Below are 24,179 nucleotides of genomic sequence, written 5' to 3'. Positions count from 1 at the left end.
TGCTGATGCTTGAATTGATTGCGCTTGGCGCTGATTTGATAATAATTACACGCTTCGCCGCCTGTCTGTGCTTGACAGGCTCGTGTCCGACAGCGCGTGCAGGATTCGCTCCGCTACCATGCACGCTCTTCCTTGCTGCTTCTTGACGACCCCACCCCTGCGGCTGCCCTGGCGGCCAGACCCATGACCGACCACGCTCCCCACATCGTTCGCGCCGATACGCCCCAAGGGCCGTGTGCGCAGCTGCGTGGGCGCTGGGGTGCGGCCGAGCTGGGCAACGCGGCGCAATGGGAGGCCGTGTCGGACCAGCTGCGCGGCGCACCCCCCGCCCCCACGCTGGGCTGGGACCTGCGGGAGCTGCAGTGGCTGGACCATGTGGGCGCGCAGCTGCTGTGGAACCACTGGCAGCACGCCTGGCCCGCAGAGCTGGCCTGCACCGACAGCCAGCGCACCATGCTGGCACGGGTGGCCCAGTTCACCTGTGTTGCACCGCCGCCTGAGCCTTGGCGCCTGGGCGAACAGGTCGATCACCTGGGCGTGCTGGTGCTGCACGGTGTGGACCATGCCCGCCACCTGCTGGAGATGGTGGGTCAGCTGGTGCTGGACCTGGGGCGCCTGGCACGCGCCCCGCGCAAGGGGCCGTGGCGTGATGTGTCCGGCCATTTGTACCGCATGGGCGCCACGGCGCTGCCCATCACGGCGCTGGTGGGGTTCCTCATCGGTGTGGTGCTGGCCTATCTGATGAGCCTGCAGCTGCGGCAGTTTGGTGCCGAGTCGTTCATCGTCAACATCCTGGGTATCTCGCTGATCCGCGAGCTGGGGCCCATGCTGGCGGCCATCCTGGTGGCGGGCCGCTCCGGCTCGTCCATCACCGCACAGATCGGTGTGATGCGGGTGACCGAGGAGCTGGACGCCATGCGCGTGATGGGCATCCCGCACGGGTTCCGGCTGGTGATGCCACGCACCTTGGCGCTGGCGCTGGCGATGCCGCTCATCAGCGTGTGGACCACGCTGGCGGCGTTGGCGGGCGGCATGCTGGCCGCCGACATCTCCATGGACATCTCGCCGTCGTACTTTGTGCAGGCACTGCCCGCAGCGGTAAAGATCGGCAACCTGGGCCTGGCCATGGCCAAGTCGGTGGTGTTTGGCGCGTTCATTGCGCTGATCGGCTGCCACTGGGGCCTGCGCGTCAAGCCCAACACCCAGAGCCTGGGCGAAGGCACGACGGCGTCGGTGGTGTCGTCCATCACCATGGTGATCATCGTGGACGCGCTGTTTGCCATAGCGTTCAAGAACATCGGCATATGACTGAGCGCATCGCCAAGCCCGAACACATCGCCGTCGCGCCCGGCGAGCCGCCCATCGTGGATGTGCAAGGCCTCTGGACGCAGTTTGGCAAGGGCAACGAGACCTTCACCGTGCACCAGGACCTGAACTTCACCGTGCAGCGCGGCGAGATGCTGTCGCTGGTGGGCGGGTCGGGTACGGGCAAGACGGTGTTGCTGCGCCAGATCCTGGGCCTGGCCCGGCCCACGCGCGGGCAGGTCACCGTGCTGGGCCGGCCCGCGTCCGAGATGGGGCGCGAGGGGGCAGCCAGCCGGGTGGGCATGCTGTTCCAGCACGGTGCGCTGTTCTCGGCCTTCAACGTGCTCGACAACGTGGCCTTTGCGCTGCGCGAGCAGGGCACCTTGCCCGACGACCTGGTGCGCGATGCCGCGCTGGTCAAGCTGCAGATGGTGGGCCTGCAGCCCGAACACGCCACGCGCATGCCGGCCGACCTGTCGGGGGGCATGGTCAAGCGCGTGGCGCTGGCCCGCGCGCTCATCATGGACCCACCGCTGCTGCTGCTGGACGAGCCCACGGCGGGCCTGGACCCGAGCAGCTCTGACGACTTCTGCGCGCTGCTGCGCGAGCTGCGCGCGGCGCTGGGGCTCACGGTCATCATGGTCACGCATGATCTGGATACGCTGTTCGCGCTCAGCACCCGCGTGGCGGTGCTGGCGGACAAGAAGGTCATCGTCACTGGTCCGCCGCACGAGGTGGCGCACTTTTCGCATCCGTTCATCGAGCACTTCTTCATGGGCGAACGTGGCCAACGCGCCATGGCCCCCGTGCCCCCTGTGCAGCAGGCCCCGGTGCAGACCGCCGCCGTGCCTGCGCCCGACAAGGAACATCACTGATGGAAAACAAATCCCACGCCCTCGCCGCAGGCATCTTTGTGCTGGTGGTGGCCGCCATGCTGGCAGGCCTGGCCATCTGGCTCACGCGCGACAACGCCAACTACGAGCAGTACGAGCTGTCCACCCGCGACGGCGTGAGCGGCCTGCAGCCCCAGGCCACCGTGCGCTACAAGGGCGTGGCCGTGGGCAAGGTCACGCGCATCGGGTTCGACCCCCAGGTGAGCGGCAACGTGCTGATCCGTATTGCGGTCAACGAACAGGCGCCCATCAGCCCCACCACCTTTGCGGTGCTGGGCTACCAGGGCGTCACCGGCCTGGCTCACGTGCAACTGGACGATGCCGAGAAGCCCTACCCCGAGCTGCCCCCCGGCCCCAGCGGCCTGCCGCGCCTGCCGCTCAAACCCTCGCCGTTTGGCAAGCTGGCCGAACAGGCGCCCGCCATCCTCGGCCAGGTCGAAGAGGCCACGCGCCGCATCAACCAGCTGCTGGGCGACAACAACCAGCAAAAGCTCACCGAGGCGCTGTCCAGCATCGGCCAGGCCGCCAGCAGCGTCAACACCCTGACCCAGCGGCTCGATGCCACCGTGGCCCAGCGCCTGGACCCGGCCCTGGCCGCGCTGCCGCCCCTGGCCAGCGATGCGCGCCAGACCCTGCAGTCATTGCAGCAGGCGGGCGCCAGTGTGTCGGCCCTGGCGGTGGACCTAGGCAAGACCAACCAGCGGCTCAACGCCGAGGGCGGCGCCATCGACCAGATCACCGCTGGCACCCAGTCGCTGGCGCGCGCCGCCGACCAGTTCAGCACCGCCACCCTGCCCCGAGTGAACCGCGCCGCCGACGACACGGCCCGCGCCGCCCGCCAGATGGGCCGCGCTGCGGGGAGCATCAGCGACAACCCGCAGTTGTTCATCTATGGCTCGGGGCGCATCCCGCCCGGGCCGGGTGAGCCAGGGTTTGGCGGCGCCCCGTGAGCTGGACCCCCTCCCGCGCTGCCTTGGTGGCGCAGGCCCTCTGTGAGGAGTGAACATGAATACTATTAAAAATATAGCAACCAAGGCATATTCATCTAGCGCTACTGCGCTGTGGGGCTGTGGTCTGGCGGCGGTGCTGGTGCTCACGGGCTGCTCGGCCCTGCCAGCGCCTCCGGCCCGCCCCGTGCTGTATGACTTTGGCCCCGGCACGCTCGCCACCGTGCCCACCGACCGCCGTGCGCCCCTGCCTCCGCTGGCGATGGCCGACATGGACGCCCCCGGCCTGCCCGAGGGGGGGAACGCCGTGCTGTACCGCCTGGCCTATGCCGACGCCCAGCAGCTGCGTCCCTACAGCCAGGCCCGCTGGAGCCAGCCGCCTGCACAGCTGCTGCAGCAGCGCCTGCGCGAGCAACTGGGCCAGCGCCGCGCCGTGCTCAAGGCCGACGACGGCGCCGCCCAGGCCCGCGAGCCCGCCCAGGGCAACAAGTTGCCCCTGGTGCTGCGCACCGAGCTGGAGGAGTTCAGCCACTTGTTCACCAGCCCCAGCGAAAGCGCCGGGGTGGTGCGCCTGCGCGCCACGGTGGTCGAGCTGACCCCGGCGGGCGAATCGCTGCGCGGCCAGCGCGTGTTCATCGTGCAGCAGCCCGCCAAGTCGGCCGATGCGGCGGGCGGCGTGGCCGCTCTGGCAGCGGCGTCGGGCCAGCTGGCCAGTGAGCTGGCGGCGTGGGTGGAGCAGGTGGGGCAGTAACGCAACAGGTCTTTGTGGCGAGAGCCTGCAGGCAAGGCGCTGGCTTTGGCCGTTGCGCCACGTAGCGCGCGTGGCCGTCAGGTGCCCGGCGGTGTCGGGGACGGGGGCGCGGTCTCATGGCGTTCAATGCCCGTCACCACCCGCGCGTAGCGCGCAAAGCTCCAGTACGCCCAGGCCCAGTCCAGCAGCACCACCAGCCGGTTGCGAAAGCCGATCAGGAAGTACACGTGCGCAAACAGCCAGAACAGCCACGCAAAGTAGCCTGAGAACCGCACTGGCCCGGCGGGCGATGTGAGGTCCACCACGGCGGAGTTGCGGCCGATGGTGGCCAGGTTGCCGTAGTCGCGGTAGCGAAACGGCTGGGTGGGCTGGCCCGCCAGGCGGCGCAGGATGTTGGCCGCCGTGGCGCGGCCCATCTGCTTGGCGCCCGGCGACACGCCGGGCACGGGCGTGGGCTCATGGCCTGCCACGTGGCTCTTGGCTGCCGCCAAGTCGCCGATCACGCTGATCTCGGGGTGGCCCGGCAGCGTCAGGTCGGGCTCCACCACCACGCGGCCCGCGCGGTCGGTGCTGGCACCGGTGGCATCCGCCAGGTGGCGGCCCAGGGGTGACGCAGCCACACCCGCTGCCCATACAATGCATTTGCTATTTATTTGATAGCTGCTTGCGCTTGATGTACTAGCGCTTGCAGGCGATTCGACCTTCAAGCCATCGCTGTCGATGGCGGTGACGCGGGCGCCCCGGCGAACGTCCACGCCCAGCTTTTCCAGTTGTTCCTTGGCGCGCTGGCTCAGGGCCTCAGGCATGGCCTGCAGCACGCGTGCACCGCCTTCGAGCAGGATGATCTTCGCGCTCGCGGGGTCGATGTGGCGGAACTCGCCAGGCAGCGTGTGGCGCGCAATCTCTGCCAGCGTGCCGGCCATCTCCACGCCCGTGGGGCCTGCGCCCACGACCACAAAGTTGAGCCAGTCTGCGCGGCGTGCGGGGTCGGGCTCCTTCTCGGCCGCCTCGAACGCCAGCAGGACGCGGCGGCGGATCTCGAACGCGTCGTCCAGCGTCTTGAGCCCGGGCGCATAGGCCGCCCAGTCGTCGCGGCCAAAGTAGCTGTGCGTGGCACCGGCGGCCACGATGAGGTGGTCATACGGCAGCGCGGCGCCGTCTGCCAGGTGCACGGTGCGCTGGCCCACGTCGATGCGGATGACCTCGCCCAGCAAGGTGGTCACGTTGCGCTGCTGCCGGAACAGATGCCGGATGGGCGCCGCAATGGCCGGGGCCGACAGCCCGGCCGTGGCCACCTGGTAGAGCAGGGGCTGGAAGAGGTGGTGGTTGGTCTTGTCGACCAGGGTCACATCCACCGCCGCGCCTTGGAGGGCCCGGGCGGCTTCAAGGCCGCCGAACCCGCAACCGATGATGACCACGCGGGGGCGAAGCGGGGAAGCAGAGGGAGTCGTCATGCTGCCATTATTGGGGAGCCGTGGAGGCCCCAGGCCCTTGCCGTGGTCGCGACCTGCAGGCCCCTGGGTCACGGGGGCTCCATCGAGTTACAGGAACCCCAGGTCCACCGGGTAGTCCGGCCGCCCCGCCGCTGCGCCAAAGTGCGTGATGTTGGGCAGCACTCCCGCCATTTCGTTGTCGGCCACGCCAAACCACTTGGCCAGGGTGGCGGCGTACTGGTCCACCGAGGTGGACGGCAGCAGGCGGCCCTGGCCCACGTGCCACTGGTCTTCGGGGGCAGCCGTGTTGGTGATGCTGACCGGCGGCGCGCTGCCATAGAAGGCCTTGCCTTTGACGGCGCCGCCGACCACCAGGTGATGGCTGCCCCAGCCGTGGTCCGAGCCATCGCCGTTGGAGCTGAGCGTGCGGCCAAAGTCGGACGCGGTGAACGCCGTGACTTTGTCGGCCACTCCCAACTCCACGGTGGCGTTGTAGAACGCGGTCATGGCCTCGCTCACGCGCTGCATCAGCACTGGCTGTTGCGCGATGAGGTTGTCGTGCAGGTCAAAGCCCCCCAGCGACACCAGGAACACCTGGCGTTTGCTGCCCAGGCTGGTGCGCGCGCCAATGAGGCGCGCCACCATCTTGAGCTGGTTGGCCAGGGAGTTGTTGTTGGGGAAGGTGGTAGCCAGCGTCACGCCCGCGATCCCGTTGGTGATCTGGCTTTCGGCCGTCACGGCGCGGGTGGTCACGCGGTTGTATTCGTTCTCCAGCGTTTGCGTGCGTGGCTGCTGGATGAGCGACGCGAGCGCACTCTGCACCGCTGAAGAACCGTACACCCGGTTCTTCACACCGTTGATGGCCACTGCCCCATTGGTGCTGACCTGGTACTGCAGGGCCGAGTCGCCCGACAGGAACACCGCATTGCCCGTGACCGAGATGCAGGTGAACAGCGAATTGCCGTTGGATGACAGCGCCAGGTCGCCAATGTTGCCGCCCCAGCCCACGGTGGAGCCCTCGGGCGAGGATGACTGCCACACCGACTGCTGGTCGTTGTGCGAGAACAGCTTGGGCGGCACGGGGTAGGTGGCGCGGTCGGCACTGTTGTACTGCGCGCGGGTTAGCGGCACCACCAGCGGGCCCACGTTGAGCTGCACGGCCGCCTTGCCGCTGTTGAACAGGCCAGCCAGCCCCGTCATGGCCGGGTGCAGCGCGTACTGGCGGCCGCCGGGCAGCGGCGTGGTGGGGGTCAGCAGTGTGGGGGCGAGGGCTGCCTTGGCCAACGCAATGCCACCCGCCGTCTGGCCTGAGCCACCGCCGCGGATGGTGTTGTAGCGGTTGTAGCTGTCGTCGTCGTAGGTGACCACGGTGTTGGCATAGTCGTTGCCGCCGTACAGGAACACGCAGACCAGCGCCTTGTAGTCGGTGGCGTTGAAGGCCGCCGCCTCGCCCATGGCAGCCAGGTTGAGCGCAAAGGGCAGGGCTGTGCCCGCAAGGCCCAGCTGGGTGGAGCGGCGCAGAAACGCGCGGCGGGTGTGGAGTTCGGGTTGAAGCAGGTGCATGGCAGGGCTTACTTTTGAACGAGGTATTCGGCCGAAGCCATGACCAGGAAGACGGCGGCCGCCACGCGGTCGAGCTTGACGGCGTCGGTGCTGGCGGCGGTGACGGGCGTTGCCTTCAGCGCGTCCGCAATGAGCTTGACGGTGGCTGCGGACAACTGGCCCGCGCACATCAGCAGGTTGATGCGTGCGACCAGCGCGTCCGCATCCGCCACGATGGCCAGCTCGTTGGCGTAGCTGGCCTTGATGTCGTACCCGTTGTTGGAACTACTGGCATTGTTGGGCAGCTCCGGGGCATTCACAAAGATGCCGTTGCGGATTACGCCCTGCATGTAGTTGAGGTAGCCCCCCACGCTGCTCTCGTTGACCAGCTGGAATTCGGGGGCCACGGCGCCCGCAGCCGCCAGGGCCGTGGATGGTGGAACGTAGCCTGGGCGGAAGAAGTTGAACACCGAGGGCGAACGCAGCGGGCTCTGGCCCAGGCGCGAGCCGGGGTCGCTCAAGTCGCCGATCTTCCAGCTGCCCTGCACCGAGTTGATGCCAAAGGTGCGGCCCCACTGCACAAAGCGCAACATGGGCTCGCGCAGCTTGCCAAAGCCAGGCTGGGTCAGCCCGGTGGGCGAGCGTGCCTCGTCGTCCAGCAAGATGGCCTTGACCACTGCGCGCAGGTCACCCCGCACGCCGGCGCCGTTGTTGTTGAAGGCGGCTGCCACCCGGGCCACGTAGGCGGGTGACGGGTTGCTGGTGACCAGCCGCTGGATCAGCTGCTTGCCGATGAAGGGGCCCACGTTAGGGTGGTTGAACAAGGTGTCCAGCGCGGTCTTGAGTGCCGCGGCGCCGGGCGTGTTGGCGGGCACGGTGGTGCCCAGGAAGGTGGCGGCCAGCGTAGAGTGGCGCGATGCATTGAGCGCCATGGGCAGCCGCGCAAAGGTGGTGTTGGAGACCACCCGTGTGGTGCCTGGCACGGTGGTCGGCACGTTCTGCGTCTGGTCGTAGTCGTAGCCCGTGAACACGCGTGCCAGATTGGTCACGTCGTTCATGGTGTAGCTGTCAATGGGCTTGCCCGAGCCGTCCTTCTTGGGGGACCCGTCGATATTCAGTTCGACCAGTCCGATGGACATGAGCTGCATGACCTCGCGGGCATAGTTTTCGTCGGGCTGGCGGCCCGTGGCGGGGTTTTCCTTCTGGTTGCCACGGGTATTGAGGTAGTAGCCCATGGCCGCGTTCAGCGTCACGTTCTCCAGCACGGAGCGGTAGTTGCCGAAGGCGTTGTTCACCAGCTGGTCCCAGTACCAGGCCATGGCATGGCAGCGCCAGGTGATGTCCACGCCGCTGAGCGAGACCACGCAGATCTCAGACAGCGCCAGCGCCACCCGCTTGCGCAGACCGTCCGGCGACTTCATGAGCTGGTACCAGATCATGTAGTCGGCAGGGTAGGAGTTGTCGTAGTAGGCCGTGTCGTTGCTGATGTCTGCGTAGCCGCGCTGGTTCAGCCAGTCCCAGCCGCCCTGGCTGGGGCCCGCATTGAACTGGCCCTCCAGCCAGTCGGCGTAGGTGGTGGTGCGCAGCGCCGCGATTTCGGCAGTCGATGCCGAGAACTGGGCCTGCAGCAGAAAGCGGGCGGCCTCGTTGTCCGTGCTGGCGGAGGGATGGGCGTAGTTGCCCAGCGAGGGGGTGGATGGCGCAGGTGCACTGGGTGTCCCCGTGCCTGGCGCGCTGTCACCACCGCCGCCTCCGCAGGCGGCCAGGGCGGTGGACGCAAACAGCGCGGTCAGCAAGGGCGCGTGGGCCCTGCTGGCGGTGGTGGGGTTTTCGGGGGGGAGGGGCAGGCCCTCTGGTGCCTCTGCAACCGCGGTTGTCAGAGTCTCCTCGTATCGATGTGTCATGGTGGTCGTGCTCAAAAAGTCTGCCGCTGGCAGCACAGCCATGACTAAATCACACGCCACGCCCGCCTGGAAACACAAGTGTTACCAAGCGAAACACGCCTATGCAATGCCCGCTGCGCCGGCGGCCTGAATGATGGGCCATTGCAACACTTTGTACCTTGCATGGAGGCCTCGCTCGTCTTCTCCAGAGGGTGGGAACCATTTCATCGGCGATGTCCGTCACGCCCGTAGTCCTGTGCTGACGTGTGCTGCGTGGCATGGACTACGGCGCCGTCGCCAGATCATTTTTACAGTGAATTCCATCGCATCACGCAAAGGTTCCACGCACTCCGAGTGGATGGCTGAAGCGAAGTTTTTTGAGGAGTGACACCATGAATGAAGACACCATCAAGGGCAACTGGAAGCAGTTCAAGGGCAAGATGATCGAGCAGTGGGGCAAGCTCACGAACGACGACTTCGATGTCATCGACGGCAAGCGCGAACAGTTCCTGGGCAAGCTGCAAGAGCGCCAGGGCATCGCCCGCGACGTGGCCGAAAAGCAGCTCAAGGAATGGCAAGACCGCCACCCCGACTTCCGCTTCAACGACTGATAGCGCCACCGCGCTGCGGGGCCTTCGCCCCGCGCCCCGCCAGGGCACGCCTGGCACACCACCCCCACAAGATTCACATCTATTGCATTCATTTCCATCGAGGAGAAAACCATGACATTCCAACGCACCCTGATCGCCGCCTGCGCCGCCGGTCTGATGGCTACCACCGCTTTTGCCATGACCCCCGCAGAGCACAAGGCCGCCAAGGACAGCATCTCGGCGGACTACAAGATGAACAAGCAAAAATGCGATGCCCTCAAGGCCAACGCCAAGGACATCTGTATGAAGGAAGCCAAGGGCACCGAAGACGTGGCCAAGGCCGAGCTCGAAGCCCAGTACAAGCCCAGCGCCAAGGCCAGCCAGAAGGTGGCTGAAGCCCGTGCCGACGCCGCCTACGCTGTCGCCAAGGAAAAGTGCGACGACCTGACCGGCAACGCCAAGGACGTGTGCGTGAAGGATGCCAAGGCCGAACATGTGAAGGCCAAGGAAAACGCCAAGGTGGCCGCCGCCCAGGCCAAGCCTGCAGACACAGCGGCCGAGAAGGCCGCCAACGTGGCCGAGGCGCGCAAGGACGCCACCGCCGAGAAGAATGAAGCCAACTACAAGGCTGCCAAGGAGCGCTGCGAGACGATGACTGGCGACCTCAAGTCCAAGTGTGTGGACGACGCCAAGCGCATGTACGGCCAGAGCTGATGGGGCGGGCGCTGGGCGCCCAAGTCCCTTGCACTACCAGGCCCTGCCCGCCGCGCGCGGTGCAGGGCCTGGCTGCGTATGGCGTGGCCATGACCTGCATCAACACCCGGCCGGGCCGGGGCTTCTAAGCTCGCACCTTCGTTTGATCTGCCCGCCCAAGGAGTCCCATGGCCCACCTCGAATGGTCTGATGCGTTGAACCTCGACCTGCCCCTGATGGATGACACCCACCGGGAGTTCGTCGACTTGCTGGCCGCCGTGGACCAGGCCGGTGACGCCGACCTGCTGCCCCGCTGGCGCGCGCTGGTCGAGCATACCGAGCAGCATTTCGGGCAGGAAGACGACTGGATGGCCTCCACCCGATTTGCATCGGGCAACTGCCACAGCATGCAGCACAAGGTGGTGCTGCAGGTGATGCGTGAAGGCACGGCCCACGCCGAACAGGGCGACCTGAAGGTGCTGCGCGTCATGGCCAGCGAGCTGGCGCTGTGGTTTCCGCAGCATGCGCAGAGCATGGATGCCTCGCTGGCCCTGCACCTGCGCCGTGTGGGGTTTGACCCTGTGACCGGCGTGGTGCACGCTCCCGGCGCGTTACCGGGTGCGTTGATCCACGGTTGCGGTGGGGCCACGTGTTCGGACGCCGACGCCCCGGGTGCCAGCGAGCCCGCTGCCCAACGCGATATCGCGCCCGCTGTGGCTGCCTGACAGCGACGCAGCTGCGCTGCCTGCCCGCAGCGGCAAGCGCCAGCAGACGCTGAACGAACAAACGAGAGGCAGGCACGGCACGGCCAGAGCACCACTCTGGCGTGACCCGGGGGCCATCGGGCTTTCACCCGTGCAGCCGTCCTGCTTGTGTGGCATGCTGCCCCATCTCAAGGCAAATGGGGGCGGCGTGGCCGCTTCGCGTCATGGCCGACACCACCCCTTCTGACGACCCCTGCGACGACACCGAACGCCTGCAAGCCCTGCAGCGCTACGGCATTCTTGACACCCCCATGGAGCCCGCGTACGACGAGCTGGCCGACCTGGCGGGGTACATCTGCGAAGCGCCTGTGGCCCTGATCAGCCTGCTGGACAACCAGCGCCAGTGGTTCAAGGCCGCGCGCGGGTTTGCGCTGCGCGAAACCCCGCTGAGCGAGTCCGTGTGCCGCTACGCCATCCGGCAGTCCGGCGTCTTCATCGTGCCCGACCTGGCGCAAGACCCGCGTTTTGCGCACTACGCCATCGTCACCCAAAAGAACCCGCTGCGCTTTTACGCTGGGGCGCCGCTGGTCACGCCGGACGGTTTTGTGCTGGGCACGCTGTGCGTGCTGGACCACCGGCCGCGCGAACTGTCCGCCAAGGTGCAGGACCTGCTCAGTGCCCTGGCGCGCCAGGTGATCCGGCTGCTGGAACTCAAGCGCGCCAATGACCGCCAGGGCCAGATGCTGGTGGAGCTGGAGGCGGCCCGCCACCAGATGGACGTGCTGGCCCACACCGATGTGCTGACCGGTCTGGCCAACCGCCGCTCGTTCACCGACCGCCTGCGCCAGGAATGGGCGCTGCTGCAGCGGGGCCACGAGCCGGCTTGCCTGCTGATGATGGACCTGGACCACTTCAAGCGCGTGAACGACGTGTACGGCCACCATGTGGGTGACCAGGCCCTGCAGCTGTTTGCCACCTTGTGCCGCGACGTCTTCCGTGCGGCCGATGTGCTGGGGCGCTGGGGGGGTGAGGAGTTCTTGGCCCTGTTGCCCGCTACCGGACTCGACCAGGCGCAGGTGGTGGCCGAGCGTGTGCATGCAGCGCTGGCCGCCCACCCGTTGCCCGGCATCGAGCCGGCGCTGGTGCTGTCGGTCAGCATGGGGCTCACGCTGTTCGACCCGCTGCGGCCGCTGGACATCACCCTGCGCCTGCTCGACTCTGCGCTCTATACCGCCAAACGCGAGGGGCGCAGCCGCACCGTGGTGGTGTAAATGCTCTGTTTTTGATAGCTGCTGGCGCATATTGCACTAGCGCTACCGGCCATTTCTATTAAAAATTGTGCCCAGGGACCTGCGCAAGGTCCCCTGGCGCACCTTCAGCACTCCGGGCGGCGCGGCAACAGCAAGGCCGCCGTGCGCCACGCCAGGTCGCGCAGCGCCCGGCGCAGGGCGGGCGAATCTGCAGCGCCGGTCACAGACCCTCCGGGGTCGAGGTCCGCCTCGGGGCGGCGGGGGCAAAAGGCGGCGTCCAGCACCTGCTGCTTGGCACAGTGCAAGGCCAGCCGGTCCTGCGACCGCAGGGCTGCCATCAACTGGTCGCGGTGGCGCTGCACGCGGGCCGCTTCGGCGGCGGTCAGCGCAGGGCCCCTTGCGGGGCCGGTGCTGGCGGGCGGCGTCAGTGCCTGGGCCTGCGCCAGGTACTGGGCCCAGCGGGTGGTCTGCGGGGCGGCGTTCATGCAGCCTCCGCGCGGGGGGCTGCGGGGCGCTGCATGGGCGGCATGGTGGGGCGCGGGGGCGTGCCGCCTTGCGACAGGCCGTACCAGTTCACCTTGCGCGTCAACACCATCACCGCTGCCAGCACCAGGAAGAGCGCAATCGCACCCACCACCAGCGCCGTCTGCTCCAGCTGCAGCAGCACGTACAGCAGGCCATACAGCAGCGCAATGCCCGCCCCCAGTGGCACACCGCGCGTGAGCCCGCCCAGCATGTGGCTGGCGTAGTAGGCCAGCAGCAGCACACACGCGCTCGCGGCCACCGCGTACGAAATGCCAAACGGCAGGTGCTCCGACAGGCTCAACAGCAGCAGGAAGAAGCTGCACAGCGCGCTGCCCACCAGCAGGTACTGCACCGGGTGCACGCGCAGCTTCTTCATCAGCTCGAACAGGCCCACGGCCACGAAGGTGAGGGCGATGAACAGCACACCGTACTTGGTCGCGCGGTCCGACAGGGAATAGGGATTCACCGGGTCGATGAAGGCCACGCTGAAGCTGTCGGCGCAGTCGCCCGGCGTGGCCCCGCTGTGTGCATAGTCGCTGCCCTCATCCGCACCCAGGCAGATGCGCTTGCCGTTCGCAATGTCGGCCTGCGCCGTGGTGGCCAGCGACGACAGGCGCCACTGGGCCGAAAAGCCGGTCTTCTTGACCTCGCGTTCCGATGGCAGAAAGCGCCCGGCAAACGACGGGTGGGGCCAGCTGCTGGTCATCAGCACCTCGGTGTTGCCGCCCAGCGGCACGATGGCCAGGCGCTCGGTGCCCACCAGTTCCAGGTCCAGCGTGGCGGTCAGGCCATCGGCCTTGCCGCGCACGGATTCGGGCAGCACCGCGTGCAGGCCCCGGCTGTAGGTGGGGTGGAAGGTGCCAGGCTTGAGCGCCAGCGCCTGGCTGCCCATGGTGAACTGCGCAGTGCGGATGCCGCGTGCATCGCCCACGGCCATCATCACAATGGGTGCGCCGCAGTGCATGCGCGAATTCTTCATGTTGCTCTGCGGCAGCAGGCTGGCCAGCGAACCCCATTGCGCCGTCACGTGGGCCTTGAGGTTGTAGGTGTTCACCTTGTGCAGCCCGCGCGCGCGTTCCTCCATCGCGGCGCCGGTGGTGAGCTTGAGCTGCTCGGGCATGGCGGTCAGGATGAACTCGCGGCGCCTTTCGACCACGCGGCGCTCCTCGCCCTTGCCGACTTCTTCATCCCAGCTTTCCACGCAGGCGCTGTGGATCATGGGGCCCATCAGCGTCTGCGGCCCGGCCAGGCTCTCGGCCACGCTCTGTGCGGTGATGCTGCGGTAGCGCAGCCGGTCGCGCACCACGTCTTCGATCAGGCCCAGACCAAAGAGCAGTAACACGGTGATGGCGGTCAGCGCCGCCAGCTTGGTGAACAGGGGGTGTTTGAACAAAAGATCCTCCACAAGTGACTGTTGTGGGGGCAGTGTTGTGGCGCGCTGTGAGGGCGCTATGAAGTTTGTGAGGCCAGTGTGAAGTGGGGATCGCTGGCGGTGGTTTTCGCTGCTCAGGCGGCGCGGTACACCAGCTCCACCCGCAGCCCCGGCGCCGTGTTGCGCACCACCATCTGCCCGCCGTGCAGCGCCATCACGCGCTGCACAATCGCCAGCCCCAGGCCCGATCCGCTGCGCTCGCCGCCCGGTCGTGCGGTTGTGAAAAAGCGCTCGCCCAGGCGCGGCAGCGCATAGTCCGGCACGCCGGGGCCGCTGTCCTGCACGGCCACTGTGGCGCCGTCCAGTTCCACCCGCACCGTGCTGCCTGCAGGCGCAAAGTCGATCGCGTTGTCCAGCAGGTTGGTCAGCGCCAGCGTCACCAGTTCGGCCTCCCACGGGCCGCTGGTGCCGTGCCCTTCCAATGCCAGCGTGATGCCGCGCTGCCCCGCGCGGGCGCGGGTCTGGGCAATGGCGGCCTCGGCGCAGTCGAGCAGCGCCACGGGCGCGCGGCCTTCGGCGTGCTGGCGCTGCTCCAGCTTGGACAGCTCCAGCAGCCGGTCGATGATGCGCTGCAGGCGTTCGCTTTGCTGCACCACCTGGGTCGCAAACTCGGTGCGGTCGGCGGCGGGCAGCTCGTCCTGCAGCAGCTCGCCCGCGCCCCGGATGGCGGCCACGGGGCTTTTGAGTTCGTGCGTGAGGGCGCGCACATAGCCCTCGATGTAGTCGCGCCCCTCCAGCCGCGCGCGCATGCGGTCCATGGCGCGGGCCAGGTCGCCCAGCTCGCCGGGCACCTCGGGAACGGCCAGGGCCGTGGGGGGCGGAAGAGTTTGGTCGTGGCGTTCGCCGTCGGCCGGGCCCTGCACGCTCAGGGCGTAGTCGCGCAGGCGGCGCACGTTCCACACCATCCACAGCGTCACCGCCACGCCCACGGCGGCCGAGAGCGCCAGCAGCAAAAGCCCGCCCATGAACACCTTGCGCTCGGCCCGGTCGATGAAGCGCTGCACCGTGCGCGTGGGCTTGGCCACGGTGAGCACGCCCGCGATCTGGCTGTTCACGTAGATGGGCGCGGCCACATGCATCACGCCGCTGGTGTCGTCATCTTCCACATCGCGCGTAGAGCGCGCTCCGTACTCGCCGCGCAGCGTGCGGGCTACGTCGCGCCACTGCGAATAATCGGCACCGATGGCACGGTTTTCCGAGTCGAACAGCACGCGCCCCGTGGTGTCGGTCACATAGATGCGGTAGTCAAGCGACTGCTTGGAAAAGCCCCAGATGGCCGCATCGATGGGCCGCGCGGCATAGCGCCGCACATGCTGCGCAAACGGGCTGGTGCTGCTGTTGTTGGCCTGTGCCGCCAGCCGCCCGGCGGCCAGGTCCTCGCTGGCCAGCTCGGCCAGGATGTTGGCCGTGTCCACCATCATGTCTTCCATCACCTCGCGCACGCTGGGCTTGATCTCGGCCATGAACACGCGCAGCACAAAGAACGCGGCGATGCCGTTGATGAGGAAGAAGGCGAACAGCAGGCGGATGCCGAGGCGCATGGTGCGTTACTTCAAAAACAATAGCTGCCAGCGCTTCTTAAATGGGCGCCAGCGGGCAATTTGACTTCAGATGTTCAGGCAGTAACCCATGCCCCGGTGCGTGCTGATGTACTCGCGCGCCGGGTCCAGCTCGCGCAGCTTGGCGCGCAGGGTTTTGATGTGGGTGTCCACCGTGCGGTCGGTGCTTTCGCTGTCGTCGCCCCAGGCGGCGGCCAGCAGGGCGTCGCGCGAGTGGATGCGGCCTGCGCCGCGCAGCAGGTGGGCCAGCAGGCGGTACTCGCGCCGGGTCAGCGGCAGGGCCTGGCCGCGCAGGCTGATGCGCTGGCCCGTCTCGTCGTCGTGGAACAGCGCGGCTGCCGTGGCGGCGGGCGCTGCCGGGTGGCCGTTGCCATTGCCGTGGCCGTGGCCCGCACGGCGCAGCAGCGCCTTCACGCGCGCAGCCAGTTCGCGCGGACTGAAGGGTTTGGTGAGGTAGTCGTCGGCACCCAGCTCCAGGCCCAGCACGCGGTCGATTTCTTCGCCGTGGGCGCTGAGCATCAGCACGGGCAGGGCGGCGGTGGGCGCGGTGTTGCGCACATCGCGCAGCAGGTCCAGGCCGCTGCCGTCGGGCAGGCCCACGTCCAGCACCAGCAGGTCAAACCGTGCGCTCTGCAGCTGCTGGCGCGCGTCGTGCACCAGCAGGCTGTGCGTGACGGTCAGGCCATCGCGCTCCAGCGCATAGGCCACGGTGCGGGCGATGGCCGGGTCGTCTTCGAGCAGCAGCAGGCGGGCGGACATGGAGGGTCAGCGTGCGACGAGGATGGGGAACAGCTTGCCCAGCCCGTCGGCCATCACTTCCACCGCCAGCGCAGCCAGAATGAGGCCCATGAGGCGGGTCATCACATTGATGCCGGTCTTGCCCAGCACGCGCGCAATCGGGTCGGCCAGCGCAAAGCACACGGCCGTGGCCAGCGCGATGACCACGCCGTAGCCCACCAGCGCGGCGTGCTGCCAGAAGGTCTGCGCGCGGTCGGCATAAATCACCACGGTGGACATGCTGGCCGGGCCGGTGAGCAGCGGAATGGTGAGCGGCACCACGGCAATGCTGCTGCCGGCGGCGGCCTTTTCGGCGCCTTCTTCGTATTCGTTGGTGCTGGGCTTGGCCTCGGCGGGCTGGGCGTTGAGCATGTTCATCGCGCTGATGAGCAGCAACATGCCGCCACCCACCTGGAAGCTCTGCAGCGAGATGTTGAAGAAGTCGAGGATCTGCAGGCCCAGCAGCGCACAGGCGGCAATCACGCAGAACACGCTGAAGCTGGCTACCTGGATGGTGCGGCGCCGCTGCGGGTACGAGAAGCCCTGCGTGTAGTGGATGAAGAACGGCACGATGGCCAGCGGGTTCACGATGGCCAGCAGGGTGATCAGGGGTTTGAGGTCCATCAGGGCGCTCCCAAGGGCAAGTGGGCAGGGTGGTTCTTCGGGGGGCTCAGGCCAACGGCAGATGAGGGTGGCGCAGCCCGGGCTGTGCGCGAGTATGCGGTGTTTTCTGCACCGTTTGGCGGTCGGGCATGCTGCGCTGCAGCGTGCTTGCTACTGGGTTGTGCGATGCCCTGCGCGCCCTAGCGCCCGCCCGACACATCCATCAAGGTGGCGGTGGTGTAGCTCGCTGCGGGTGACATCAGCCAGACGATGGCCTCGGCCACCTCGTCGGCCGTGCCGCCGCGCTGCATGGGCACCTGGTGCGAGAGGTCGCGCACCCGGTCGGGCAGGCCGCCGCTGGCGTGGATGTCGGTCTCGATCAGGCCCGGACGCACGGCGTTCACACGGATGCCCTCGGCCGCCACCTCGCGCGCCAGGCCGATGGTGAAGGTGTCGATGGCGCCCTTGGCCGCCGCGTAGTCCACATACTGATGGGCCGAGCCCAGGCGCGAGGCGGCGCTGGACACATTGACGATGGCGCCACCGCTGCCGCCATGGCGCGTGCTCATGCGCCGCACGGCCTCGCGGGCGCAGACGATGCTGCCGATCACGTTGGTGTCGAACATGCGGCGCAGGCGTTCGGTGCTCATTTCGTCCACCCTGGCGGTCACGTCCACCACGCCGGCGTTGTTGACCAGGGCGCTGATGCGGCCCAGCTGGGTGTCCACGGCCTGGAACATGGCCAGGATGTCGGCCTCGCTCGCCACGTCACCCTGCACCGCGATGGCGGTGCCGCCTTCTGCACGGATGGCATCGACCACGCTCTGCGCAGCGGCCTCGTTGGCGAGGTAGTTGACGGCCACGGCCCAGCCATGTTTTGCGGCCAGCCGTGCGGTGGCGGCGCCAATGCCCCGGCTGGCGCCAGTGATTAGTGCGATCTTCTCCATGGGGTGGGGTCTCCTGCAAGAATGGCGCATTGGAACAGGTTCTGCCCCCCGCAGCGCAGCGCCCGCACCCATAGCGCGGACCCTCTGCGCACCATACGTACCAAATCCAAGGAGCATTCAGCATGGGACAGTTTGTCGATCTGACGTCGAGTGACGGTTTTGTGGCCCCCGCCTGGGTCGCCAGGCCCGAGGGCACGCCCCGTGGCGCCGTGGTGGTGCTGCAAGAAATTTTTGGCGTGAACTCGCACATCCGTTCGGTGGCCGACCGCTACGCCGCCAGCGGCTACCTGGCCGTGGCGCCATCCACCTTCCACCGCGTCAAGCAAGGGGTGGAGCTGGGCTACACCGGTGACGACATGCAGGCCGGCATGGGCCTGAAGGCCGCGGTCGAAGCCTTGCCAGCGCCGGGCGTGCTGCCCGACATCCAGGCCGCCATCGACTACGCCGCGCAGCAAAGCGGCGGCAAGGTGGGCATCGTGGGCTACTGCTGGGGCGGCCTGCTGACCTGGCGCTCGGCCTGCCTGCTGCAGGGCCTGTCGGCCGCCGTGCCGTACTACGGCGGTGGCGTGACCACGCCGGAAGAAGTGGCACGCACGCCCAAGGTGCCGCTGCTGGCCCACTTTGGCGAGCGCGACCACTGGATTCCGCTCGATAGCGTGCAGGCCTTTGGCAAGGCCCACCCAGAGGTCGAAGTGCATGTGTACGCCGCCGACCACGGCTTCAACTGCGACCAGCGCGGTAGCTACGACGAGGCCGCCGCCAACACGGCGCGCGAGCGCACCCTGGCCTTTTTTGCCAAGCACCTGGGCTGAGACCGCCCCAGTGACAGAGACGGCGACACGGTAGCGAACGACCAACGGAGGTGGATATGGCGGATTTCAGGCGTTTTTGGTCCCAAGCGCTAGTCCGTCATGCGGTGGCAGCTATGGGTTTAATAGCGCTATGCGCCACCACCCACGCGGCCGACTACACCGGCCCCCTGTTTGACGCCCACCTGCACTACAACGAGGAAGCGTGGGACGGCCGCTCAGGCCCGCACCCACCCGCCGATGTGCTGGCGCGCATGAAGGCCAGCGGCGTGCGCGCCATCGTGGCCAACTCGCGGCCCAATGCCGGGTCGCTCACCCTGGCGGGCCTGCCGCAGACCCGTGAGGCCGGTGTGGTTGTGGTGCCGTTTGTGCGGCTGTACCGTAACCGCGCCGACTACACCGGCTGGTTTGCCGACGACACCATCTACGACATGGTGCAGACGGAACTGGCCCGGGGCACACCGGCCGGCCCGTACCGGGGCTTGGGCGAATTCCATCTTTACGACAGCGCCAACGCCAACGGCCCCGTGGCCAAAAAGCTCATGGCCCTGGCCGAGCAGCGGGACTTGGTGGTGCTGGCCCATGTGGACGACACCGCCATCGACCTGCTGATGGCCAACACCCCGTCCCAAGGCCAGAAGGCCCGGCTGATCTGGGCCCACACCGGCATCGGCGGCGCGCCGGTGGGGCGGGTGGACGCCCTGATGGCCCGCTACCCCGGCCTGGTGGGCGAACTCTCGTACCGCCCCGGCCTGGTCTGCGACGACAACCAGCTGTGCCCCGCCTGGCGCGCGCTGCTGCTCAAGTACCCCACGCGCTTCGTGGTCGGCTCGGACACCTGGGTCAACCAGCGCTGGCAGCACTACGAGAGCCTGATGCAGGGCTACCGCCAGTGGCTGGGCGGCCTGCCCACCGATGTGGCGCGCAAGGTGGCGTGGGACAACGCGGCGGGGCTGTTTCGGGTGGCCCGGCCGTGAGTGGGCCATCGCCGGTGCATTGAGGCTTGTGCCCTGGCTGCCTTCTAGCTGGCAGCCGTTGAAACCGGCGCTGCCCCTACCAGCGACCGCCGTGCAAGGGCCGCCCCGCCGCACTGGCGGTGTCCCCCTTCCCGAATCGCGCCAGCGAGTCGAGAGAAGGGGGAAGGCGCGTAGCGCCTCAGGGGGATGTCATCGTGTCCTGGCCAGATACCGCTTGCGCCAGAACAGCAGCACCAGGGCCACCGCGATGAACACCATCGACCCCATGGCCCACCAGAAACCATCGGCCTTGTGCACCAGCGGAATGAACTCGAAGTTCATCCCGAAAATGCCCGCGATCAGGTTCAGCGGCAAAAACACGGCCGTGAGCGCCGTGAGGGTGCGCATGATGTCGTTGGTGCGGTTGCTCTGCACCGAAAAGTGCATCTGCACGGCGGTTTCGGTGCTCTGCTCCAGGCGCCGCACGTGGTGCACCACGCGCTCGATGTGCTCCAGCACGTCGCGGCTGCGCACCTTGAGCAGGTCCAGCTCGCGCAGGCCCGCCGGGGTGTCGGGCAGGGCCCAGGTTTCCAGCGCGTCGATCCAGTCCTGCACGGCGGTGCGCTGGTCTTCGCAGATCTCGTCGAGCATGTGCAGCGACAGGCGCGCTTCGAGCAGCGAGGTCCAGTTCACGTACCGCGCGCGGGGTTTGAGCAGTTCGGTCTGCCAGTGGTCCAGCTGGCGGGTGAGCTCGCGGCGCAGGTCCAGGTAGCCGTCCACCATCTGGTTGACCACGCGCAGCATCAGGTCGGCGGGACTGGTGGGCAGGCGCGCGCCCGAGATCGGGCTGCTGCGGCCTTCGCCCATGCCGGGGCCCGCGTGGGCATTGCCGTGGGCGGCAGCATGGCTGGCGGTGGCGTTGGTGCCATTGCTATTGCCGTTGCCGTTGCCATTGCCATTGCCATTGCCATTGCCATTGCCATTGCCATTGCCATTGCCATTGCCATTGCCATTGCCATTGCCATTGCCATTGCCATTGCCATTGCCATTGCCATTGCCATTGCCATTGCCATTGCCATTGCCATTGCCATTGCCATTGCCATTGCCATTGGCCGGGGTGGCCGCCAGCAGCCGCGTCGCGTAGGCATCGCGCACTGCGCAGTCGGTGGGGTGCACGGTCAGCAGCAGCTGGTCGAACACCGCAAATCCCACGGGGCTGGTGTCGATGCGCCGCAGCACGGGCGGGCCGCTGCGCTTGACCGGGGCGTTGGGGTTGTTGTCGGGCTCGGCGGCAACGGCCGGTGTGGCGGGGGCAGCAGGCCCGGGCTGCCCGGCCTGCGCAGCATCGCCCTGCACCGTGGCCAGGCGGCGGAACACCAGCAGGTCGTACTGCGAGGTGTAGTCGTAGTGCGAGGGCAGCTGGGCGTTGAGCAGGTCGGACACATGCAGGTCCACCAGCTGCAGCCCGATCAGCGCCTGCAGGCGGCCCTGGATCTCGGCGAGCCGCGCCTGAAAGGCCGGACGGGCGCAGGCGATCCAGAGGAAACCCTGCGCCGGCATCTGGGCGGGCAGGGCGGTCAGCTCCTGCACGCCGCTGCTGTGGATGTGAAAGATGCGCATGGACACCGTGGTTTCAGTCAAAAGCGCCGGTAGCGCTAGTGGAATATGTGCTGACAGCTATTATTTTTGTAGCTTTCGTGCCACGTCGCGCGCAAAGTAGGTCAGCACGCCGTCGGCGCCTGCGCGCTTGAAGGCCAGCAGGCTTTCCATCATCACGGCGTCGTGGTCCAGCCAGCCGTTGGCGGCAGCGGCCTTGATCATGGCGTACTCGCCGCTCACCTGGTAGGCAAAGGTGGGCACGTGGAACTCGTCCTTCACCCGGCGCACGATGTCCAGGTAGGGCATGCCGGGTTTCACCATCACCATGTCGGCGCCTTCGGCGATGTCGATGGCCACCTCGCGCAGGGCCTCGTCGCTGTTGCCGGGGTCCATCTGGTACACGTTCTTGTCGGCCTTGCCTAAAGCGCCGCGCGTGCCCACCGCGTCGCGGAAGGGGCCGTAGAAGGCGCTGGCGTATTTGGCGCTGTAGGCCATGATGCGGGTGTGGATGTGGCCCTGCACCTCCAGCGCCTCGCGGATCGCACCGATGCGCCCGTCCATCATGTCGCTGGGGGCGACGATGTCCACGCCCGCCTCGGCATGCGTGAGCGCCTGGCCAGTGAGGATCTCCACCGTCTCGTCGTTGATGATGTAGCCGGTCTCGTCCAGCACGCCGTCCTGGCCGTGGCTGGTGTAGGGGTCCAGCGCCACGTCGGTCATCACGCCCAGGTCGGGAAACTCCTTCTTCAGCGCCCGCACCACGCGCGGGATCAGGCCGTCGGGGTTCAGGGCCTCTTTGCCGTCGGGCGTCTTGAGCGACGGGTCGATCGCCGGGAACAGCGCCAGAACCGGAATGCCCAGCTTCACGCAGTCTTCGGCCACGGGCAGCAGCAGGTCCAGGCTCAGGCGGTCCACGCCGGGCATGGAGGTCACTGCCTCGCTGCGGTTGGTGCCCTCGTGCACGAACACAGGGTAGATCAGGTCGTCCGCGGTGACCACGTTCTCGCGCACCAGGCGGCGGGTGAAGGCATCGCGGCGCAGGCGGCGCGGGCGGTTCTGGGGGAAGGGGGCAGGGCTTTGGAGATGCATCATCGGATTATGAAGCCCTCCCTGTGGCGCTGTGCACCTGTTCGCCCCCCGGTGGCAGGGGGACGGGCGGCGGTTGTTGGCGCCTCGGGCGCGCTCTGGAAAAGCCGCTTGTAACCGCCCATGCCCAGTGCTAGATTGGTGCCGGGCGGCTTGCCGCCCCCCGCTTTTCCTCCCTGAGCGGGACCTGGGCTGCAGCGATGCGGCACAGGCTTTCCCGGCCCGGCGGATCTGCCGGGCTTTTTTTTGGTGTTGTCCCGTCGGAGTGGCGTAGGCCCGTAAACTGCCCCCATGCTCTGGGTCAAAGCCTTTCACATCGTTTTCGTGGCCAGCTGGTTTGCGGGCCTGTTCTACCTGCCGCGCATCTTCGTCAACCTGGCGATGGTGGCGCCCGGCTCGGCCGCCGAGCGCGACCGCCTGCTGCTCATGGCACGCAAGCTGATGCGCTTCACCACCCTGCTGGCCGTGCCCGCCATTGCGCTGGGACTGTGGCTGTGGCTGGGCTACGGCATCGGCCGGGGCCCCGGCAATGGCTGGATGCACGCCAAGCTGGCCGTGGTGGTGCTGGTCATTGGCTACCACTATGCGTGCAGCGTGCTGCTGCGCAAGCTGGCCGACGGCACCAGCCGCCGCAGCCATGTGTGGTTCCGCTGGTTCAACGAAGCACCGGTGCTGCTGCTGCTGGTGGCCGTGGTGCTGGTGGTGGTCAAACCCTTTTGACGGAGACGCAGAGGGCGCATGCACAAAACCTCTGCCTGGCCGCTCGCGCTGACGTATACGGCGCTGATCGTTTTTGCCAGCCTGTTCCCGTTTGACGGGTGGCGCGAACAGGGCATCGACCCCCTGGTCTTCCTGCTGGCCCGGTTGCCCCCCCCGTACTGGACGGGGTTTGACGTGGTCACCAACCTCGTGGGTTACGCGCCCCTGGGCTTTTTGCTGGTGCTGGGCCTGTTGCGATCGGGCTGGCGGCGTGTGCTGTGGGCGGTGGCGCTGGCTACGCTGGTGGGCACGCTGCTGTCGCTGTGCATGGAGTTTCTGCAGATCTACCTGCCCCGGCGCGTGCCCTCCAACCTGGACCTGGCGCTCAACGCGCTGGGCACGCTGGCCGGTGCGCTGAGCGCCGCGCTGCTGGAGCGGCTGGGGGCGCTGGACCGCTGGAGCGACTTCCGGGCGCGCTGGTTTGTGTCCGACGCTTCGGGCGGCATGGTGCTGCTGGCGCTGTGGCCGCTGGCGCTGCTGTTTCCGGCCGCGGTGCCCTTTGGCCTGGGCCAGGTGCTGGAGCGACTGGAGGCCGCGCTCATCGACCTGCTGGCCGATACGCCGTTCCTGGAGTGGCTGCCCCTGCGCGAGACCGAGCTGGACCCGCTGTCACCCAGTGGTGAGCTGCTGTGCGTCACCCTGGGGCTGCTCATCCCCTGTCTGCTGGGGTATTGCGTGATCCGCCAGATGGGGCGGCGCGCCCTGTTTGCGCTGGCGGTGGTCGGGGTGGGCATTGTGCTGACCGCGCTGTCCGCCGCGCTCAGCTGGGGCCCCGTGCACGCCTGGGAGTGGATGGACCTGCCCGTGCGCGTGGGCGTGTGGGCGGCGCTGGCGTTGGCCCTGCTGATGCTGGCCCTGCCGCGCCGTGCCTGCGCTGCCGTGCTGCTGCTGGCGCTGACCTGGCATCTGGCACTGCTGAACCAGGCGCCCACCAGTGCCTACTTTGCCCAGACGCTGCAGATCTGGGAGCAGGGCCGTTTCATCCGCTTTTATGGTCTGGGCCAGTGGCTGGGCTGGCTGTGGCCCTACCTGACGCTGCTGTATGTGGTGTTTCGGGTGTCCCGGCGAGAGGGCGGTGCCTGAGTCGCAGGGCGATGGCCTCCGGCTTTCTGTGTGGCCGGGCAGGGGCTTGGGGC

At 67.8% G+C, this 24,179-nt stretch carries 23 protein-coding genes; 12 read left to right on the top strand and 11 right to left on the bottom strand.

Features of this window, described 5'->3' with window-relative positions:
• Nucleotides 1–183 precede the first annotated feature (183 nt).
• Genes CLU87_RS19470 through CLU87_RS19455 form a run of 4 tightly spaced genes read left to right on the top strand, consistent with a single transcriptional unit; the run spans nt 184 to nt 3,896 of the window.
• Nucleotides 184–1,308, top strand: a complete 1,125-nt coding sequence (locus CLU87_RS19470; RefSeq protein WP_099732256.1) for an ABC transporter permease — start codon at nt 184–186, stop codon at nt 1,306–1,308.
• Complete coding sequence (locus CLU87_RS19465; protein WP_099731496.1) at nt 1,305–2,180, top strand: ABC transporter ATP-binding protein; 876 nt, start codon at nt 1,305–1,307, stop codon at nt 2,178–2,180. Before CLU87_RS19470 ends, CLU87_RS19465 begins: the two co-directional genes overlap by 4 nt.
• The gene (locus CLU87_RS19460; protein ID WP_099731495.1) at nt 2,180–3,148 is read left to right on the top strand and encodes an MlaD family protein; all 969 of its coding nucleotides are present in this window, start codon (nt 2,180–2,182) and stop codon (nt 3,146–3,148) included. Before CLU87_RS19465 ends, CLU87_RS19460 begins: the two co-directional genes overlap by 1 nt.
• Nucleotides 3,149–3,203: 55 nt before the next feature.
• Complete coding sequence (locus tag CLU87_RS19455) at nt 3,204–3,896, top strand: ABC-type transport auxiliary lipoprotein family protein (protein WP_099731494.1); 693 nt, start codon at nt 3,204–3,206, stop codon at nt 3,894–3,896.
• 77 nt (nt 3,897–3,973) lie between these two features.
• Here CLU87_RS19455 and CLU87_RS19450 read toward each other — a convergent pair whose 3' ends face one another.
• The 3 genes from CLU87_RS19450 to CLU87_RS19440 all read right to left on the bottom strand — a co-directional run bounded on the left by CLU87_RS19450 (nt 3,974) and on the right by CLU87_RS19440 (nt 8,775).
• Nucleotides 3,974–5,350, bottom strand: a complete 1,377-nt coding sequence (locus tag CLU87_RS19450) for an NAD(P)/FAD-dependent oxidoreductase (RefSeq protein ID WP_099731493.1) — start codon at nt 5,348–5,350, stop codon at nt 3,974–3,976.
• Between the two features lie 87 nt (nt 5,351–5,437).
• Nucleotides 5,438–6,892 carry a DUF1501 domain-containing protein gene (locus CLU87_RS19445; protein ID WP_099731492.1) on the bottom strand — a complete coding sequence of 485 codons (1,455 nt, stop codon included), beginning with the start codon at nt 6,890–6,892 and terminating at the stop codon, nt 5,438–5,440.
• Nucleotides 6,893–6,900: 8 nt separating this feature from the next.
• Nucleotides 6,901–8,775, bottom strand: a complete 1,875-nt coding sequence (locus CLU87_RS19440) for a DUF1800 family protein (protein WP_099732255.1) — start codon at nt 8,773–8,775, stop codon at nt 6,901–6,903.
• Nucleotides 8,776–9,146: 371 nt separating this feature from the next.
• On the opposite strand from CLU87_RS19440, the gene CLU87_RS19435 reads away from it, so the two are divergent.
• The 4 genes from CLU87_RS19435 to CLU87_RS19420 all read left to right on the top strand — a co-directional run bounded on the left by CLU87_RS19435 (nt 9,147) and on the right by CLU87_RS19420 (nt 12,012).
• Nucleotides 9,147–9,365 (top strand): CsbD family protein, encoded by a 219-nt coding sequence (locus CLU87_RS19435; protein WP_056057504.1) that lies wholly within the window; start codon nt 9,147–9,149, stop codon nt 9,363–9,365.
• Nucleotides 9,366–9,476: 111 nt separating this feature from the next.
• On the top strand, nt 9,477–10,058 hold the full coding sequence (locus CLU87_RS19430; protein ID WP_056057507.1) for a hypothetical protein: 582 nt from the start codon (nt 9,477–9,479) through the stop codon (nt 10,056–10,058).
• A 167-nt stretch (nt 10,059–10,225) separates the two neighbouring features.
• Nucleotides 10,226–10,762: a hemerythrin domain-containing protein gene (locus CLU87_RS19425; protein ID WP_099731491.1), complete on the top strand. Its 537-nt coding sequence runs from the start codon at nt 10,226–10,228 to the stop codon at nt 10,760–10,762.
• A gap of 203 nt (nt 10,763–10,965) precedes the next feature.
• Nucleotides 10,966–12,012, top strand: coding sequence for a sensor domain-containing diguanylate cyclase (locus tag CLU87_RS19420; RefSeq protein ID WP_099731490.1), 1,047 nt, complete (start codon nt 10,966–10,968; stop codon nt 12,010–12,012).
• Nucleotides 12,013–12,116: 104 nt separating this feature from the next.
• Here CLU87_RS19420 and CLU87_RS19415 read toward each other — a convergent pair whose 3' ends face one another.
• The 6 genes from CLU87_RS19415 to CLU87_RS19390 all read right to left on the bottom strand — a co-directional run bounded on the left by CLU87_RS19415 (nt 12,117) and on the right by CLU87_RS19390 (nt 17,834).
• A complete protein-coding gene (locus CLU87_RS19415; RefSeq protein ID WP_233193822.1) occupies nt 12,117–12,476 on the bottom strand; it encodes a hypothetical protein in 360 nt (119 codons plus the stop codon).
• Nucleotides 12,473–13,909 (bottom strand): cell envelope integrity protein CreD, encoded by a 1,437-nt coding sequence (gene creD / locus CLU87_RS19410; RefSeq protein WP_099731489.1) that lies wholly within the window; start codon nt 13,907–13,909, stop codon nt 12,473–12,475. Before creD ends, CLU87_RS19415 begins: the two co-directional genes overlap by 4 nt.
• A 113-nt stretch (nt 13,910–14,022) precedes the next feature.
• Complete coding sequence (creC, locus tag CLU87_RS19405; protein ID WP_099731488.1) at nt 14,023–15,489, bottom strand: two-component system sensor histidine kinase CreC; 1,467 nt, start codon at nt 15,487–15,489, stop codon at nt 14,023–14,025.
• 66 nt (nt 15,490–15,555) lie between these two features.
• Entirely contained in the window at nt 15,556–16,266 is a 711-nt protein-coding gene (locus tag CLU87_RS19400) for a winged helix-turn-helix domain-containing protein (RefSeq protein ID WP_099731487.1), read from the bottom strand.
• 6 nt (nt 16,267–16,272) lie between these two features.
• The gene (locus CLU87_RS19395; protein ID WP_055402029.1) at nt 16,273–16,908 is read right to left on the bottom strand and encodes a MarC family protein; all 636 of its coding nucleotides are present in this window, start codon (nt 16,906–16,908) and stop codon (nt 16,273–16,275) included.
• 179 nt (nt 16,909–17,087) lie between these two features.
• Nucleotides 17,088–17,834: an SDR family oxidoreductase gene (locus CLU87_RS19390; RefSeq protein ID WP_099731486.1), complete on the bottom strand. Its 747-nt coding sequence runs from the start codon at nt 17,832–17,834 to the stop codon at nt 17,088–17,090.
• 122 nt (nt 17,835–17,956) lie between these two features.
• On the opposite strand from CLU87_RS19390, the gene CLU87_RS19385 reads away from it, so the two are divergent.
• Both CLU87_RS19385 and CLU87_RS19380 read left to right on the top strand, forming a co-directional pair.
• Nucleotides 17,957–18,646 (top strand): dienelactone hydrolase family protein, encoded by a 690-nt coding sequence (locus CLU87_RS19385; RefSeq protein ID WP_099731485.1) that lies wholly within the window; start codon nt 17,957–17,959, stop codon nt 18,644–18,646.
• A 113-nt stretch (nt 18,647–18,759) separates the two neighbouring features.
• Nucleotides 18,760–19,620 carry an amidohydrolase family protein gene (locus CLU87_RS19380; protein WP_099731484.1) on the top strand — a complete coding sequence of 287 codons (861 nt, stop codon included), beginning with the start codon at nt 18,760–18,762 and terminating at the stop codon, nt 19,618–19,620.
• A gap of 189 nt (nt 19,621–19,809) precedes the next feature.
• On the opposite strand, the gene CLU87_RS23555 is transcribed toward CLU87_RS19380, so the two are convergent.
• Both CLU87_RS23555 and hemB read right to left on the bottom strand, forming a co-directional pair.
• The gene (locus CLU87_RS23555) at nt 19,810–21,219 is read right to left on the bottom strand and encodes a magnesium transporter CorA family protein (RefSeq protein ID WP_233193821.1); all 1,410 of its coding nucleotides are present in this window, start codon (nt 21,217–21,219) and stop codon (nt 19,810–19,812) included.
• Between the two features lie 60 nt (nt 21,220–21,279).
• Complete coding sequence (hemB, locus tag CLU87_RS19360; RefSeq protein WP_099732253.1) at nt 21,280–22,287, bottom strand: porphobilinogen synthase; 1,008 nt, start codon at nt 22,285–22,287, stop codon at nt 21,280–21,282.
• A gap of 288 nt (nt 22,288–22,575) precedes the next feature.
• On the opposite strand from hemB, the gene CLU87_RS19355 reads away from it, so the two are divergent.
• The gene (locus CLU87_RS19355; RefSeq protein ID WP_099731483.1) at nt 22,576–23,004 is read left to right on the top strand and encodes a CopD family protein; all 429 of its coding nucleotides are present in this window, start codon (nt 22,576–22,578) and stop codon (nt 23,002–23,004) included.
• Nucleotides 23,005–23,022: 18 nt separating this feature from the next.
• Entirely contained in the window at nt 23,023–24,126 is a 1,104-nt protein-coding gene (locus tag CLU87_RS19350) for a VanZ family protein (RefSeq protein ID WP_056057538.1), read from the top strand.
• Nucleotides 24,127–24,179 lie beyond the last annotated feature (53 nt).

Source organism: Acidovorax sp. 59 (genome assembly GCF_002754175.1).
In the GTDB taxonomy this organism is placed as follows: Bacteria; Pseudomonadota; Gammaproteobacteria; order Burkholderiales; family Burkholderiaceae_C; genus Acidovorax; species Acidovorax delafieldii.
Note: the sequence above shows the minus strand (reverse complement) of the source record. Positions and strands in the feature narration are given on the sequence as shown.